The organism is Prosthecobacter sp., assembly GCF_044236155.1.
In the GTDB taxonomy this organism is placed as follows: Bacteria; Verrucomicrobiota; Verrucomicrobiia; order Verrucomicrobiales; family Verrucomicrobiaceae; genus Prosthecobacter.
Genome location: NZ_JBIIHA010000001.1, coordinates 351,918 through 366,187 on the forward strand (window position 1 = coordinate 351,918; position 14,270 = coordinate 366,187).

Annotated in this window: 14 protein-coding genes and 1 tRNA gene; 4 read left to right on the forward strand and 11 right to left on the reverse strand. The window is 59.3% G+C overall.

The genetic code is table 11. From position 1 onward, the window contains the following. The first annotated feature begins 69 nt into the window (after window positions 1-69). The 4 genes from ACILSE_RS01420 to ACILSE_RS01435 all read left to right on the forward strand — a co-directional run bounded on the left by ACILSE_RS01420 (window position 70) and on the right by ACILSE_RS01435 (window position 3,040). Complete coding sequence (locus tag ACILSE_RS01420; RefSeq protein WP_395715554.1) at window positions 70-723, forward strand: DUF1361 domain-containing protein; 654 nt, start codon at window positions 70-72, stop codon at window positions 721-723. 2 nt (window positions 724-725) lie between these two features. Then, on the forward strand, window positions 726-1,142 hold the full coding sequence (locus ACILSE_RS01425; protein WP_395715555.1) for a thiol-disulfide oxidoreductase DCC family protein: 417 nt from the start codon (window positions 726-728) through the stop codon (window positions 1,140-1,142). 73 nt (window positions 1,143-1,215) lie between these two features. Then, window positions 1,216-2,424, forward strand: a complete 1,209-nt coding sequence (locus ACILSE_RS01430) for a Tm-1-like ATP-binding domain-containing protein (protein ID WP_395715556.1) — start codon at window positions 1,216-1,218, stop codon at window positions 2,422-2,424. Window positions 2,425-2,446: 22 nt separating this feature from the next. Next, a complete protein-coding gene (locus tag ACILSE_RS01435) occupies window positions 2,447-3,040 on the forward strand; it encodes a hypothetical protein (protein ID WP_395715557.1) in 594 nt (197 codons plus the stop codon). 141 nt (window positions 3,041-3,181) lie between these two features. On the opposite strand, the gene ACILSE_RS01440 is transcribed toward ACILSE_RS01435, so the two are convergent. The 11 genes from ACILSE_RS01440 to ACILSE_RS01490 all read right to left on the reverse strand — a co-directional run bounded on the left by ACILSE_RS01440 (window position 3,182) and on the right by ACILSE_RS01490 (window position 14,089). Next, window positions 3,182-3,463, reverse strand: coding sequence for a DUF167 domain-containing protein (locus tag ACILSE_RS01440; RefSeq protein ID WP_395715558.1), 282 nt, complete (start codon window positions 3,461-3,463; stop codon window positions 3,182-3,184). A 2-nt stretch (window positions 3,464-3,465) separates the two neighbouring features. Then, window positions 3,466-5,751: a VWA domain-containing protein gene (locus ACILSE_RS01445; protein ID WP_395715559.1), complete on the reverse strand. Its 2,286-nt coding sequence runs from the start codon at window positions 5,749-5,751 to the stop codon at window positions 3,466-3,468. Window positions 5,752-5,757: 6 nt separating this feature from the next. Continuing rightward, the gene (locus ACILSE_RS01450; RefSeq protein WP_395715560.1) at window positions 5,758-5,958 is read right to left on the reverse strand and encodes a DUF433 domain-containing protein; all 201 of its coding nucleotides are present in this window, start codon (window positions 5,956-5,958) and stop codon (window positions 5,758-5,760) included. A 45-nt stretch (window positions 5,959-6,003) separates the two neighbouring features. Then, window positions 6,004-6,687 carry a hypothetical protein gene (locus tag ACILSE_RS01455; RefSeq protein WP_395715561.1) on the reverse strand — a complete coding sequence of 228 codons (684 nt, stop codon included), beginning with the start codon at window positions 6,685-6,687 and terminating at the stop codon, window positions 6,004-6,006. A gap of 4 nt (window positions 6,688-6,691) precedes the next feature. Next, a complete protein-coding gene (locus tag ACILSE_RS01460) occupies window positions 6,692-8,851 on the reverse strand; it encodes a BatA domain-containing protein (protein ID WP_395715562.1) in 2,160 nt (719 codons plus the stop codon). Between the two features lie 134 nt (window positions 8,852-8,985). Beyond that, entirely contained in the window at window positions 8,986-9,879 is an 894-nt protein-coding gene (locus tag ACILSE_RS01465) for a DUF58 domain-containing protein (RefSeq protein ID WP_395715563.1), read from the reverse strand. 184 nt (window positions 9,880-10,063) lie between these two features. Further along, a complete protein-coding gene (locus ACILSE_RS01470; protein WP_395715564.1) occupies window positions 10,064-11,065 on the reverse strand; it encodes an AAA family ATPase in 1,002 nt (333 codons plus the stop codon). A gap of 90 nt (window positions 11,066-11,155) precedes the next feature. Continuing rightward, a complete protein-coding gene (gene ispF / locus ACILSE_RS01475) occupies window positions 11,156-11,629 on the reverse strand; it encodes a 2-C-methyl-D-erythritol 2,4-cyclodiphosphate synthase (protein WP_395715565.1) in 474 nt (157 codons plus the stop codon). Window positions 11,630-11,655: 26 nt separating this feature from the next. Next, a complete protein-coding gene (locus ACILSE_RS01480) occupies window positions 11,656-12,966 on the reverse strand; it encodes a histidinol-phosphatase HisJ family protein (RefSeq protein WP_395715566.1) in 1,311 nt (436 codons plus the stop codon). 3 nt (window positions 12,967-12,969) lie between these two features. Beyond that, window positions 12,970-13,998, reverse strand: coding sequence for a hypothetical protein (locus ACILSE_RS01485; RefSeq protein WP_395715567.1), 1,029 nt, complete (start codon window positions 13,996-13,998; stop codon window positions 12,970-12,972). A gap of 16 nt (window positions 13,999-14,014) precedes the next feature. Beyond that, window positions 14,015-14,089, reverse strand: a tRNA-Thr gene (locus ACILSE_RS01490). Window positions 14,090-14,270 lie beyond the last annotated feature (181 nt).

Here is a 14,270-nt window from a genome sequence, read left to right on the forward strand (position 1 = left end):
CGTGTGAATTCATCTCCACAAAGCCGCCGTTCGCTTGCCGTGGCGCTTCTCATCCCGCACTTTCGACGCATGTCCCGCCGCGTCCTGCTTCTCAATCTCCTCGCCATTCTCTGGTGCTGTCTCGTGCTCAATGTGCGCATGCACCTCGCGGAACGGCACAACTACGCATTCCTGCTTTGGAACCTCGTCCTCGCAGTCATTCCGCTTGGCCTCAGCCTTGGAGTGGCGAAAACGAACCGCACCGTCCTCGCGGCACCATTGCTCGCCGCGTGGCTGCTGTTCTTCCCGAACGCGCCCTACGTCCTCACGGACCTCATTCACCTCACACCCCACAATCACGCCCACGTTCCGCTGTGGCTCGATCTTCTCATGCTGCTCTCGTTTGCACTCGTCTCGCTCTGGTTGGGCTTCCAGTCACTGCAGATCATCCAGCATTGGTTCGCCGCGAGATTTTCACGTCTCACCGCCTGGAGCGTGGTGCTCGGCTCCTTGGGCTTGAGCGGCTTTGGCGTCTATCTCGGCCGTTTTGAGCGCTGGAACAGTTGGGATGTTCTCCGCAGGCCACATCTGCTTTTTAGTGACATCGCATCCCGCGTCCTCGATCCCTTGCAGCACGCAAACACCTGGGGTTTTAGCCTCGGTTTCGGCACACTGCTCATTCTCGCCTACCTATTTTGGATTTCGACCGCGACGGCGGACCATGCCCGGCGTAATGTTGATTAGCCATGTCCGCTTACGATCCCAGCAGCGACCACTTGATGCTCTTTGATGGTGTCTGCCATCTCTGCAATGCCAGCGTGCGCTTCGTCGTCCGGCATGATCAGGCACGGAAGATCAAGTTCGCTCCAATCCAGAGTCCGCTTGGCAGCGAACTCTACCGCCGCCAGGGACTCGATCCCGAAAAGCCTGATTCGATGCTCTTTCTTACCCCAGGCGGTGCGTTCAAGGCCAGCGATGCTGCCCTTGAGATCGCCCGCACGCTGGGAGGTGTTTGGAAACTCGCGGGCCTCGTCAAACCATGGCCGCGTGCGCTGCGGGACGCCGTTTACTTCTTTATCGCCCGCAACCGCTACCGCTGGTTCGGCAAACACGACGCCTGCATGATGCCGACGGCGGAATTGAAGCAGAGGATGCTTGGCTGAGCCGGTGGACGGCGGATAGCCGCTGGTGTGAAACGGTTGCTGTTCTTTCCGCGGCTGCTTTTATCCTGCCACCATGGCAACCATCGCAGTCCTCGGCACACTCGACACCAAAGGTCACGAACACGCCTACGTGGCGGATATCATCCGCTCACGCGGCCACCAGACGCTGCTCATCGACACCGGCAGCGGTGAAGTGCCGCAGGTGAAGCCGGATGTGACACGCGAACAAGTCGCGGCGGCTGGGAATGTCGATCTCGCAGGCATCATGGCGCGAAAAGACCGTGGCGAAGCCGTGACGGCCATGGCGGGCGCTGCGGCGACGTTTTTGTCGGCCTTGGTCGAAAGCGGCAGGGTGCAGGGCGTCATCTCCCTGGGCGGCGGTGGCGGCACGGCCATCGGTACGGCGGCGATGCGGGCGCTGCCGGTCGGATTCCCGAAGGTGATGGTCTCCACGCTCGCCTCAGGCAATGTGGCGCCGTATGTCGGCACGAAGGACATCGTCATGTTTCCGAGCATCGTCGATGTCAGCGGCATGAACCGCATCTCCCGAGTCCTGCTGGCCCGTGCGGCCGGTGCGATCTGCGGCATGGTGGAAACGGCGGTGCCTGTGGCCGATGACAAACCGCTGATTGCCGCGTCGATGTTCGGCAACACGACGGAGTGCGTGAACATGGCGAAGAAAATCCTCGAAGACGCCGGCTACGAAGTACTCGTCTTCCACGCCACCGGCACCGGCGGCAGGATCATGGAGTCGCTGATCGAAAGCGGCATGTTCGCGGGCGTTCTCGATGTCACGACGACCGAATGGGCCGATGAACTCGTCGGCGGCATCCTCGGTGCCGGCCCGACACGACTTGATGCGGCGGGCAAAGCAGGCATCCCCGCCATCGTGACGCCCGGATGCCTCGACATGGTCAATTTTGGCGAGAAGGCCACCGTTCCGGCGAAATTCGACGGTCGCACCTTCTACATTCACAATCCGCAGGTCACGCTCATGCGCACGAACGCCGCCGAATGCGCCGAACTCGGCCGCATACTCGCGGAGAAGGCGAACGCTTATCGTGGTCCGGTCACCGTGCTGCTGCCGCTCAAAGCCATCAGCATCATCAGCGCCGCTGGAAAGCCGTTTTACGATGCTGCGGCTGACGCAGCCTTGTTTGGCGCGATCAAGCAGCATCTGCGCCCCGGCATCCCGCTCATCGAGATGGATTGCGAGATCAACGCGCCGGAGTTTGCGGTGGCGTGTGCGAAAGCGCTGCTTGGCAGCTTGCCAGCGCGTTGATTGAGGCCACTTTGGCGGTCTCATGAACTACCCGGTCACTTTCCGCTTCAAGCTCATCGCCCTCGCTCCGCAGATCTATGTGACGGATGCCAGTGGTAAAACGATCTGTTATGTGAAGCAGAAGCTCTTCCGCTTCCGCGAAAAGGTCGAGGTCTTCACCGACGACACGATGCAGCAGCTTATGGCGACGATTGAAGCGGACCGCATCATCGACTGGTCGGCGCGCTACACCTTCAAGGCGCCGAACGGCCAGGTTATCGGTGCCATCGGCCGGCGCGGCATGAAATCGCTCTGGAAGGCGCACTACGATGTCTTTGCCCCCGGAGCCCAATCTCCCACGTTTTCGGTTCAGGAGGACAGCGCCTGGGTCAAGTTTCTTGATGGCCTGGTGAGTGGGATTCCCGTCGTGGGCATGTTCGCCGGATACATGCTGCATCCGAGCTACACGGCCGCCCGCGTCGCCGGGGATGCCCCGGTGATGCGTCTGACGAAGCAGCCCGCTTTTTGGGAAGGGCTGTTCAAGCTTGAGCCTGCGGGCGCGGCGGACGAGGGCGAGCAACTCGCTCTGCTGCTGGGATTCCTGATGATGAATTTGCTCGAGCGGGCACGCGGATAGGCCGTGGTTGAAAACCGGCGGGTACGTTGTTCACGCTTTAGCGTGTCCTGCGTTTTCCCACGCTAAAGCGTGAACAACAGACTCCAACCATCCCTCAGCGGGCCGCTCGCGTCGGTTTTCAAACACGGCCTGGCTCTGCGGTCACTTCGGCAGCTTTTCCAGCGCGAGCGCTGGCAGTTCGAGTGACTTCTGCCGACTCGACGTGCCGCGCAGCAGCGTGATCTGGCCTTTGGGGCAGCCGAGGGCTTTGGCGAGGAAGTTGATCAACTCCGTGTTCGCTTTGCCATCGACCGGCGGGGCGTTGAGCTTCACCAGCAGCACCGGGCGGCCCTTTTCATCGGCGGTCCAGCCTGCAAACTCGGATTTCTTCGCATTGGGTGTCACGCGGACGGCAAGCTGGGAGCGATCAGGCGAAGCGGACATGATCAGACAAGCTTGAGCCGCTTCCGCATGAGCCATTCGATAGTCAGCAGCAGGATCGCCGCGCCAAACCACCACCAACTGCTCCACAAGATGGTCTCCTTGGTGATGACCTGCTTGCGGTCCATGTTTTGCAGGAGGTTTGGCAGGTCGGTGGCGGCCTGTTCTTCGCGCAGGAAGCGTCCGCCGCTGTTTTGTGCCATCGTTTCGAGCAGCGGGCGGTTCATGGTGAGCGTGGCCCACTCGGGATTGCCAAGGTCGGAGACGTGGAGTGAGAGGCGCGCGTCGCTGCGCGGTGCGCTGGGCCCTTCGGCGACGGCGATTTCATACGTGCCGGCCTTCAGCGGCGGCGTGAGCGCACGGTAGATGCCGGGATGCGTCGGATCGGGCTCAAGCTGAAGCGTGGCGACGTCGTTGCCGTCGTGCAGCAGGTAGGCGCGCGGTTGCGCGTCAGTCACCATGTCGCCTTTGTCATTGCGGACGCGCACGCGGATCTCGGAGGTTTCGCCGGGCGAGTAACGCAGGCGGTCGGTGCCGACGGCGATCTTCTTTTGATCGATTTGGAAAGGCGGAGCGGCGATCCAAGCGCCGAGCTGCATCCACAGGCGCTGGTGATACAAATCGGCCACCTGGAAGCGCCAGCGCCAAAGTTCGTCGGTGCCGAGGTATAGCACGGCACCAGCGCCGACCTGACGGAAGACAATCGTGGGCTGCTGCGCTTTCGCGAGCGTGATGGCGGCGGGCAGCGGCTCGATGGCGGAGTGCCAGTTCACCTTGGGCAGCGTGGGCCACAGCGTGGCGTTCGCGCTGGGGCTGTCGCTGAGACGCAGCGCGTCGAAACGCTGGCCGTCGGTGGTGAGTTCGATGTTGGAGGCTTGATTCTTGATGCGGGTCGTTCCAAACCGCACGGGGATGAGCGAGGCGGTTTTGCCATTCGCCCACTCGTGTAGTTTGCCACGTTGACCGTCGATCATGATGAGGCCGCCGCCGCGTTTTTCGACGAATTCGACGAGCCAGTCGAGGTTCTCGGCCTTGAAGCGATTCACCGCGGCATCGCCCAGGATGACGAGATCGTAGCTGAGCAGGTCGTCGCGTGTTTTCGGGAAATCGCGCTGCAAGCTGCCCTTGCCGGCGTCATCGGCTAGGTCGTCGAAGATCAGCGTGGCCTGCCAGCGCTCATCACGGTCGAAGTGGTTGTGAATGTAGCGCGTTTCCCAGCGCGGGCGGCCATCGACGATGAGCACTTTGCGCTTTTTCTCCAGCAGGTGGATGGCAAGCTCACGGGCGTTGTTGGAGCGCGTTTTTTCGAGCGAGGCACGATCACCGCTCGCAGCGACTTGGATGTTCACGCTGCGCAAGGTCTTGTCACGCTGGCCGGGTGCGGGTGGCGGCAGCTCGGCCACGGGAAAGAGGAAATCGAAGGTTTTCTCGCCTTTGCCGTCGGTGTTGAAGTCTTTTTTCCACAGCACCTTGCCCTGGCTCTCGATGCGCACGGTGGCGGGGATGCCGGCGGGCATGCTGTCGTTGATCGAAAGGCGACCCTGGAAGTTCTCTTTGCTGAAGACGGACTCGGGCGCATTGACCTCCAGCAGTGACAAATCAGCGGGTGGCACCTCGGTGCCGAAGCCGATGGTGAAGATGGACGTGCCGCTGGCCTTCAAGGCCGTGCTGAACTCTTCCGGCGAGCCAGTCGTGTTGTGCTGACCATCGGTGAGCACGACGAGCGCCGTTCCCGCCGTCGCAGGCCCCAGCGCGGTGCGCAGCGTTTGGTCGAGATTAGTGATCGGTGTCTTCGCAGGCAGTTCAAACGCGGTGGGAAGCTCGCCCGAGGTGTCTTTGCCGTTTTGGCGATGCCACCAGAGCCGCTGCGTGTTGTTGCCACGCAACGCAACGAGTTCGACATCCTGCGTTGCGGCGAGTTTCTTGAGCAGCGGCGTGGTGCCTTTGAAAAGCAGGTCCTCGGCACGCTGGAAGCGTGTTTTGGCCGACTTTTCGTCGCTGTCGTCGCTGAGCTGCATGGACGCCGAACTGTCCACGGCGATGACGACACGGCCCAACTGCCGCAACGTCGTCACATGCCGCAGAACCGGCCCGGCGAGCGCCAAAACGAGGATGAACACGGCCAGCGAGCGCAGCAGCGCTGGCAGCTTCGCAAAACGCGAAGACACGAACTTCAACTCCCGGCGATATAGGAACCACATCGCAATCGCGAGAACCAACGCGATCACGATCACCGGCAGCGGCGGGTAGCCGCCGGTGAAGCGCAGGGTGGTTTCGGTGATGGGGTTCATGTGGGCTTAAGTGCGTCTTGCTGGTATCGCTGCGAACTCGATGCATGCATTCAAATCCTCGCGTTCCAAATCTGGAAGCTCAGCGAGTACATCATCGAAGCTGTCGCCCGCAGCAAGGTATTCGAGAATGAACTCGACAGGGTAGCGCAGTCCGCGAATGACAGGCTTGCCGTGACAAACTTCTGGATCAGCAGTGATCCGTGACAAGTTTGTATGAGATGGAGACTCAGAAGACATTTCGTTTCGACCATGCTATTTCGAGTTCACTGGACGGAGCTGGCCGCTATCAGCCAGCCGCGCAAGCGCGGCCAGATAATCGCCTTCACCCATGGGCAAAATGGCTGCTATGCGACCGTCGTCGGCGTTGTATGCTGCCGCAGGCTGTTTTTCTTTTTCAAACCGAAGTCCGAACCTGCTGAGCGATTGAATGACCTCCGATGAGGACATGCCCCGCCGTAAGCCAAGCAGCTTTGCTCCCTCGCGGCTGATGTCCGCAACTTTGACGGATACCATCAACGAGCGGTCATCGAAGCCTATGAACGGGGTCAATTCCAAACGAAGTGCCGCCCCGTCCCATCCCGAGATTTCCCAACTGCTGGCTGAGAGTTCTGATATGAAACGCAGAATCTCAAGCGCAGGCACATCCTTGAGATCAAGCCGGATTTTGGGCTCTGGCTGCGACTTTGATGGTGTCCATTTCGGGTTAAGGACTTGTGGCGGCTTGCCAGTGGCTTGAATCCAGATCTCTTCCAGAGCCTTTGAAGCGGGAACATTCTCCACTCGATAGGTTTTCAACACGCTCGTCAGAACCATCAAATCGGATTGCTGCGCCGTAATGAGTTTATCATCTTGCGCAGGCTGGGCATGCAATAATGTCTGCGCGAGCAGCAGGCATGCGATCCAGCAGTGACAAGCGGTGAACATCGTGGTTTTCATGGCATCAACCTCGTGCGATGCGTTGTTGCAGCAAGACTTCGAAGAACAGCAGCGCTAACAAGGCGATGAGAAGTGGCTGCCAGAGTTCGCTGCCGTGGCGGCGGGTGCGGTCGAGGGCTTGGTAGCCGGGGAGCGAATCGGCGAAGCTGGCCTCATGGCGGTCGGCGATTTTTTTGATTTGATCGGCGGGGAGGGGCTTCAGATCGGATTCGGTGTTGTCCGTGTTGAAGGCGTGAAAGGTGGTCTTGTCGCTTCCGACGCGTTGAAGCTGGAAGATGCCGGGCTGCGCGATGGGCGGGCTTTGGACGAAGACTTTGTCGCCTTCCTGCTGGGTCTTCAAAGTCTGCGCTTGGCCGGTGGGATCGCGAAGGGTGAATTCAGCACCGAGTTCGGCCTTTTCGAGGTTCACACGCAGCGTGGAGCCGACGATCTGCCACGCGGGTGCGCTGCCCTCGGTGGCGAGGTAGGTCGTGAGGCGCTGCATGAGCGGCACAAAGAAGGGCTGCAGCGGCAGATTGGTCCACTCGGCGTTCGCGGTGGTGGCGCAGGCGATGACGCGGCCCTGGCCGAGTTTCTTTTCGAGGAGCAGCGGTGCATTGCGGTCGAGGCTGAGGATGCGCTGCGTGTTTTCGTTCGGCGGCGGGGCGAACTCGATCCAACTGCGAAACTCCGCGTCCTGCAGTCGGCCACCACGGGCGTCGTTGAAATAGAGCACGCTGGGATGCGTCAGCCGCTGCATGAGCACGCGGGCGGGCGAGTCGGCGATCTCGGCGCGGGCCATGCCTTTGATCGCGGCGGGCAGCAGGCCCTCGCCTTTGCGGAAGAGCTCGCGGTTGTAGTAGTCGATGTCGATTTCGGTTCCGGCGAAGATGAGCAAGCCGCCACCGGCTTTGACGAACTTGTCGAGTTCCGCGAGGTCGTTGCCTTGGATGCGCTGGCAATCGGCCAGGATGATGACCTCCGCCGTTTTGTAGTCATCGCGGCGGAGCTTGCGCAGGTCCACTTTGCGCGTGCGGATGAGGTCTTTGAGCGAGTTCGCGGCGGCGGTGTGCGGCGTGAGGGCGAGTTCGAGGAAATCGGCCGCGCCCTCGAGCGGCGTGGAGCCGGGCTTGCCGTCGATGAGCAGCACATCGAGCTGATTGCGCACCTGCACGACGCTGTGGAAGGCGTTGTCATCGCTGAAGCTGTCGCCTTCGAGGCGCACGGACAGTGAGTGATCGCCCACCTTGTCAAAAGCATGCGTGAAGCTCAAAACGGCCTCACCTTCCGGCGCGAGGGAAACGCGTGCGGTGCGGAGTCGGGCACCATCGGCCTCCAGATGCAAGGGAATGTCCTGCCAGGGCCTTTTGCCGTGGTTCTTGATGCGCACGCGCACGCCGATGGGCTGTGTTTCGGCTGCGACGAGCGCGGAGAGGTCCGCGGAGGAGATGCTGAGGTTTTCGGCGAGATCGCTGCCGATGCGGTAAAAGGTGATTTGCGGCTTCGGCTCCTGTTTGGAGAGGTTTTCGAGCGCTGGGAGCGCCGCGCCGTCCGCGATGGCTTTCCAGTCGGCTTCTTGGAAATCGGACACGACGACGATTTCACGCGCGGCGTTCGGTGTATCCTTCAAAGCGCTCGTGGCGGCCTGAAACGCGTCATTGGCCGAAACCGGGCCGGACATTGACGGCACCTCGGCGAGCTTCTTTGGCACGAGATCGAGCGCGGTGGTCGGTTGATCGAGCAACTTGCGTGGCGTGCCGCCGCTGAGCACGATTTGCGCCGCGGAGCCGCCGGGAAGGCTTTCGGTGATTTGTTGAAGATCGTGGCGTGCCGTGTCAGCGACGCTGGCGCCCGGTGTGGCCGTTTTTTCAGCTGGGGCACGCATCGAGAACGAATCATCCAGCATCACGATCAGCGACGAACTGCCCATGCCGAGCGAACGCAGAGCGGTGAGCACCGGACGCGCGAGGCAGAGCGCGAGAATGATGGGAATGCTGATGCGCGTGATGAGCAGCAGGAGCTGCTCGATTTTCATTTTGCGTTTCCGCTGCCGGATGACCTCGTGCAGCAGATGCATCGCGCCCCAGCGCACAGTGACCACATTCCGCTTGTTCAGCAGATGAATAAGCAGCGGAATCAAGAATGCGGCCGCGCCCGCCAGGAGAGCAATGTTAAGAAAGGTCATTGGGGCGGGCGGGAATGACGAATGACGAATTCAGAATGACGAATGAATGACGAAGCACGAATGCCGAAGGTGTCGTCATTCGGCATTGGGATTTGATTCGTCATTCGGAATTCTGGTTTCGTCATTGTTGCGGTTCAGCGCATGCGAAGCGCGAGGTAGTTTCTCAAGGCCATCGAGTGCGATTCGTCGGTCGGGAGGTTCAAGTAGTCGATCTGGTGCTTGCGGAAGCCTTCCTTGAGGTCGGTGGCGAATTTCTGCTGCACTTCGAGGTAGCGCTGACGCACCGTGGCAGGGTCGAGGAGGAGGAAGTCCTCATCGTTCTCCAGATTCTCGAAGCGGGCCCAGTTGCCGAAGGGGAAGTCGATTTCGTCGCGATCCCAGAGTTGGAGGGCGATGACTTCGTGGCCTTTACGTCGGAGGATGCCGACAGCCTTCAAAATGGCTGCCGGATCGTCAAAGAAGTCGCTGATGAGGATCACAAGCCCACGGCGTTTCAGGCGCTGGGCGAGCGATTCGATGACCGGCGCGAGGCTGGTGTCCTTGCCGGGCGCAGTTTTGATCATCGTCTCCAACAGCACGTGCAGATGCGTGATCTTCGTGTGGCAGGGAATGATGTCGCGCACCTTGCTGTCGAAGGTGACGAGCCCGACGGCGTCCTGCTGGCTCATGAGCAGGTAGGCGAGGGATGCGGCGAGCTTGCGCGCGTAGTCGAACTTCAGGATGTCTTTGCCGCCGCGGTAATTCATGCTGCCACTGGCATCGAGCACGATGGTGGCGCGCAGATTGGTCTCCTCGTCGTATTCGCGGATGTAAAAGCGGTCGCTGCGGCCAAAGACCTTCCAGTCAAGGCGGCGGATCTCATCGCCCTGCACGTAAGGCCGGTGCTGGCGGAACTCGACGCTGAACCCCTTGTGCGGCGACGCGTGATGCCCCGTGGTGAATCCCTCCACGACGGTGCGCGCGAAGAGCTGCAAATGCTGCAGGCTCGTGATGTCTTCGGCGTGGAGGATGTCGCTCAGGGTAGCCACTGGGACGGTAATGCGGGGCGGAAAGTGTTGGTGGGGAGGAATGACGAATGACGAATTCCGAATGACGAAGGAATGACGAGGTTCGAATGACGAAAGCGCGGCGGAGCGATGCGAAGTTTTTCGGACTTGGGCATTCGGGCTTATTTCGTCATTCGGATTTACTCATTCGTCATTTGATGGCGGCTCAAAGCACTCGCGCTTCGCTCTTCTTAGTCGTCTTGATCAACTCACCGATGATTTGATCCACCGTGATGCCTTCGGCTTCGGCGTGGAAGGTGGGGACGAGGCGGTGGCGGAGGGCAGGGGCGGCGAGGGCCTCAATGTCGTCGATGGTGACGTGCGTGCGGCCTTGAAGAAGGGCGCGCACTTTGCCGGCGAGGACGAGCATCTGGCTGGCACGCGGGCCGGCACCCCAACTGAGCATGCTTTTCACATACTCCGAGGCGGTGGGTTCATTCGGGCGCGTGGCGCGGACGAGGTCGAGCACGAAATCGATGACGTGATCCGGCACGGGCACTTTACGCGCGAGCTGTTGCGCGGCCTGGAGGTCCTCGGCGGTGATGACGGCATCGATGTCCTGCGAATCGGTGCCGGTGGTGCGGGCAATGATGTTGCGTTCGTCGTCGCGCGTGGGGTAATCCACTTTGATAAGGAAAAGGAAGCGGTCTTTTTGCGCTTCGGGCAGGGGATAGGTGCCTTCCTGCTCGATGGGGTTCTGCGTGGCGAGCACGAAGAAGGGCTTCGGAAGCTCGAAGGTTTCCTGGCCGACCGTGACGTGCTTTTCCTGCATCGCCTCCAGCAGAGCGGCCTGAGTCTTCGGCGGCGTGCGGTTGATTTCGTCGGCGAGGATGATCTGGCTGAAAATAGGGCCGCGCTGGAAAACAAGCTTTCGGCGGCCGGTTTCGGCGTCTTCCTGGATGATTTCCGTGCCGGTGATGTCCGCGGGCATCAAATCGGGCGTGAACTGGATGCGGCGGAAGCTGAGGTGCATCGCGTCGGCAAGCGATTTGACCAGCAACGTCTTCGCGAGGCCGGGAACGCCTTCGAGGAGGCTATGACCGCCCGCAGCGATGGCGATGAAGACCTGCTCGATGACGGCCTCCTGTCCCACGATGCGCCGGGCGAGCGCGGCTTTGAGCTTTTGGAAATTTTCGACGAGGGCGGAGGCGGCGGCAGTGTCGGACATGGGAGAGAGAAATGCAAATGACGAAACCAGAATGGAGAATTCCAGTGTGGCTGGGAACACGAGGCCGCCAAGCAGGTTCTTTCCGCAGAGTTATTTCTTGCTGACGCAGGCGACGGCCATGGCGGCGATGCCTTCCTCACGACCGACGAAGCCGAGGCGTTCGTTGGTGGTCGCCTTGACACCGACTTGATCAGGCTGAATGCCGAGTGCGGTGGAGATGTGCTGCTTCATCGCTGTGGCGTGCGGTTTGACCCGCGGGGCCTCGGCGATGAGTGACGCGTCCACATTTTCGATGCACATACCCTTCTGGTCGGCAATTTGGGCGCATTTTTCGAGAATTTTGAGGCTGCTAATGCCTTCGATGCTCGGATCGGTGGGCGGGAACCAGTGACCGATATCGGGTTCGCCGAGAGCACCGAGCACGGCATCGGCGATGGCGTGGCTCAGCACGTCGGCATCTGAATGGCCCTTCAAGCCGCGGTCATGGGGGATCGTGACACCGCCGAGCACAAGCGGGCGGCCTTCTTGAAAGGGATGAACGTCGTAGCCGATGCCGACTCGCATGTTTTCAGTTCGAGGTTCTCTGTTGCTTACGCGTTGTGGTCGGCGGCTTTTTTCAAGCTGGCAAGCACATCGGAGATCTTGAGATCGATGCGCTGGCGATTGAGGAAGTAGCTGACCTTTTCGTAGCCTGATTCAGTCAGGTTGTTGAGGGCGGTGACAAAATGCTCGCCTACACGGGCAGCACGATGCGAGTCGGAACCGAGGACAACGGGAATTTTGCGCTCGGCCATCATGCGAAGCATCTCGTTGCCGGGATTCATCTCGGAATAGCTCTTGTTGAGACCTGAGGTGTTCAATTCCATGGCGACACCCGTGGCGGCGATGCGATCAAGTGCTGTCGCAACGGAGTTCTTGACGATGGCGAAGCACCAGGAGTCCGGGTGATAGTTTTTGACCAGGTCAGGATGTGCCAGGCAGTCGTAAAGGCCGGATTCTGCGGATTTGGCGAGATGATCAAAGTAGGTGCGGCGGAAATTCTCGATGGTGCCTGTTTCGAACTTGTTCAGGTATTCCTTGGCCTGCCAGTGAACGGCGCCAAGGACATAATGAAACTCGGCGCGTTGATGAAGCTTGGAGATGTAGTCCTCGTAGCCAGGGAAATACTCGCTCTCGATTCCGAGACGAATGTCGAGTTTACCCTTGAAAGCATCAGCGGCCCGCTGGACGAGGGATAGATAGGTGTCAAATTCGCCCTCTGACATACGGACGGTTGGCCAGAAACCATCGGGCATCGGGCAATGACATGTGAAGATGATGCCTTTGAGGCCAGCCTTCAGCGCCTGCTGGGCATATTCCTCGGGTTCGCCCCAGGCATGCTTGCACAGGGGGGTGTGCATGTGGGAGTCGTAGAACAGGGCGCCGGATTTCGTCGGGCCAGCCGCTGGAAGAGGTGTTGAAGTTTTTTTTGTCGAAGAAACTGCGGGCGCCAAAACTGCAACTGTGGAAGTTGCGATGGCAGATGTTGTGTCCTTGGCAGGCAATGCATCTGTTTTGGCAGATGCCTGTGGTTTGAAGGCAGTCTTACTGGCTGGTTTTTGCTTGGATGTCTGAGGTTTGGCCGTTGTAACAGGTTTCTTAGCCGGGGCCTTGCTCGCAGGTTTTTTGGGGGCGGCAGGCTTTGAGGCCACGTTTTCTTTAGCGGGCTTTTTCGACGTGGATCCTCTGGCCGAAGGCGATTTCTTTAGAAGCTGTGTTTTCTTCGTCGTCGCGGACTTTGTTTTTTTCTTCTCCACAGGCTTTGCCACCTTATTTTTGGCGGCTGGCTTGGATTTGACACGTGCCGCAGGCTTGGCCTTTCCCTGGGCCGCCTTTTTCTTTGTGCTCTTGGATTTACTCACAGTCTAGCTCCTGGTTCCTTGCAAGATTAGCCATCCCTTGCCTTCGACATCGGCTATTTTCACGCTTTTGCCACTGCCTGCACGGCCAGGATAGCATAGCCGCAGGGTTAAAGGAACATCCTTCCAATTGCCTGTTTGAAGCTGCTGGACGAGAGGCTGAAATCTGGGGTCTTGGCGATCAAACCAAGCATAAAGAGTGTCTTCACCATCAGGGTGTTTGATTTCAATAACCTCGGTGTTCTGCGGAGCTTCCTCAGCCGACGGCGTATGGCGTGGCTTGGATGCAATCACACGAAACAATTTGGGCGACTCGGGCTTGGTTCTGATGAATTCCGCCCAGTCTAATTCGCCATAACGAACGGAACTTTCCCAATCAACCCGGAAACCACCAGATTCTTGTTCCTCAATGATCAAGCTTACTGGCGCAGTATTTGAAAAGAGAGCCTGCGCATAAGCCAGGCGATAACCCGGTTCATCCACCGGCAGAATCCAACCAATCCCTCTCCATGAATAATTATCCTGAGGATGATGGCGATAGTAATTTTCCATCAGCGGACGGACGCGTTGAGGATCGCGGGCGAATGCAAGCTTTTGCTCAAGCCCGTCCGCCTCGAAAAAACCACGTACAGTGGATTCGATTTGCGACCTTTTGGATTCAATGTCGATGATCGATGAAGATGTTTGCGGAAGATTATCTTTGGTAGCAGTGCTGATAGCAGAAGGCACGGAGTTGGCATGAGGTTGCTGCGTAGAAGGTGTCGTATTCGCCTGCGAGGCAAGCAGGGATGGCTGTTCAACGGGTTTCCCCGACCATTTGCTGTCAAGATCACTGTCGTAAACAGACTGAACGTATTCAGGATTGACCTTGGCAGATTCCCACAATTTGATCATCACCACTCTTACGACTGTGGCGATCATGACCACCAAGGCCATGCATCCCAGAATTGTTGCCGCTGCGTTGATCATAGCCTCGCGTCGCCGGGCGCGGCTGCGGCGAGGCGGATAATTATCGGCGGTGCTCGGTTTGGTCATGGCAAACACATGTTGATGGAGCCGAAGGCGGGATTTGAACCCGCGACCCTCGCATTACGAATGCGATGCTCTACCACTGAGCTACTCCGGCATAAACGTGTGGTTGTGTGGTGGAAACAGTTAGTATATAAGGGGTGCCGAGTTTTTGTCATTTGCTTTCTTTGAGCTGCCTAAAAAAACCGCGGGTTTATCCTGTCCGGCCATTTGTGCTGGAGGTTTACGGCAAAAAAGCTGTTTATTGAAAGACAGAGAATGTTCAGAAAGATGAAAAT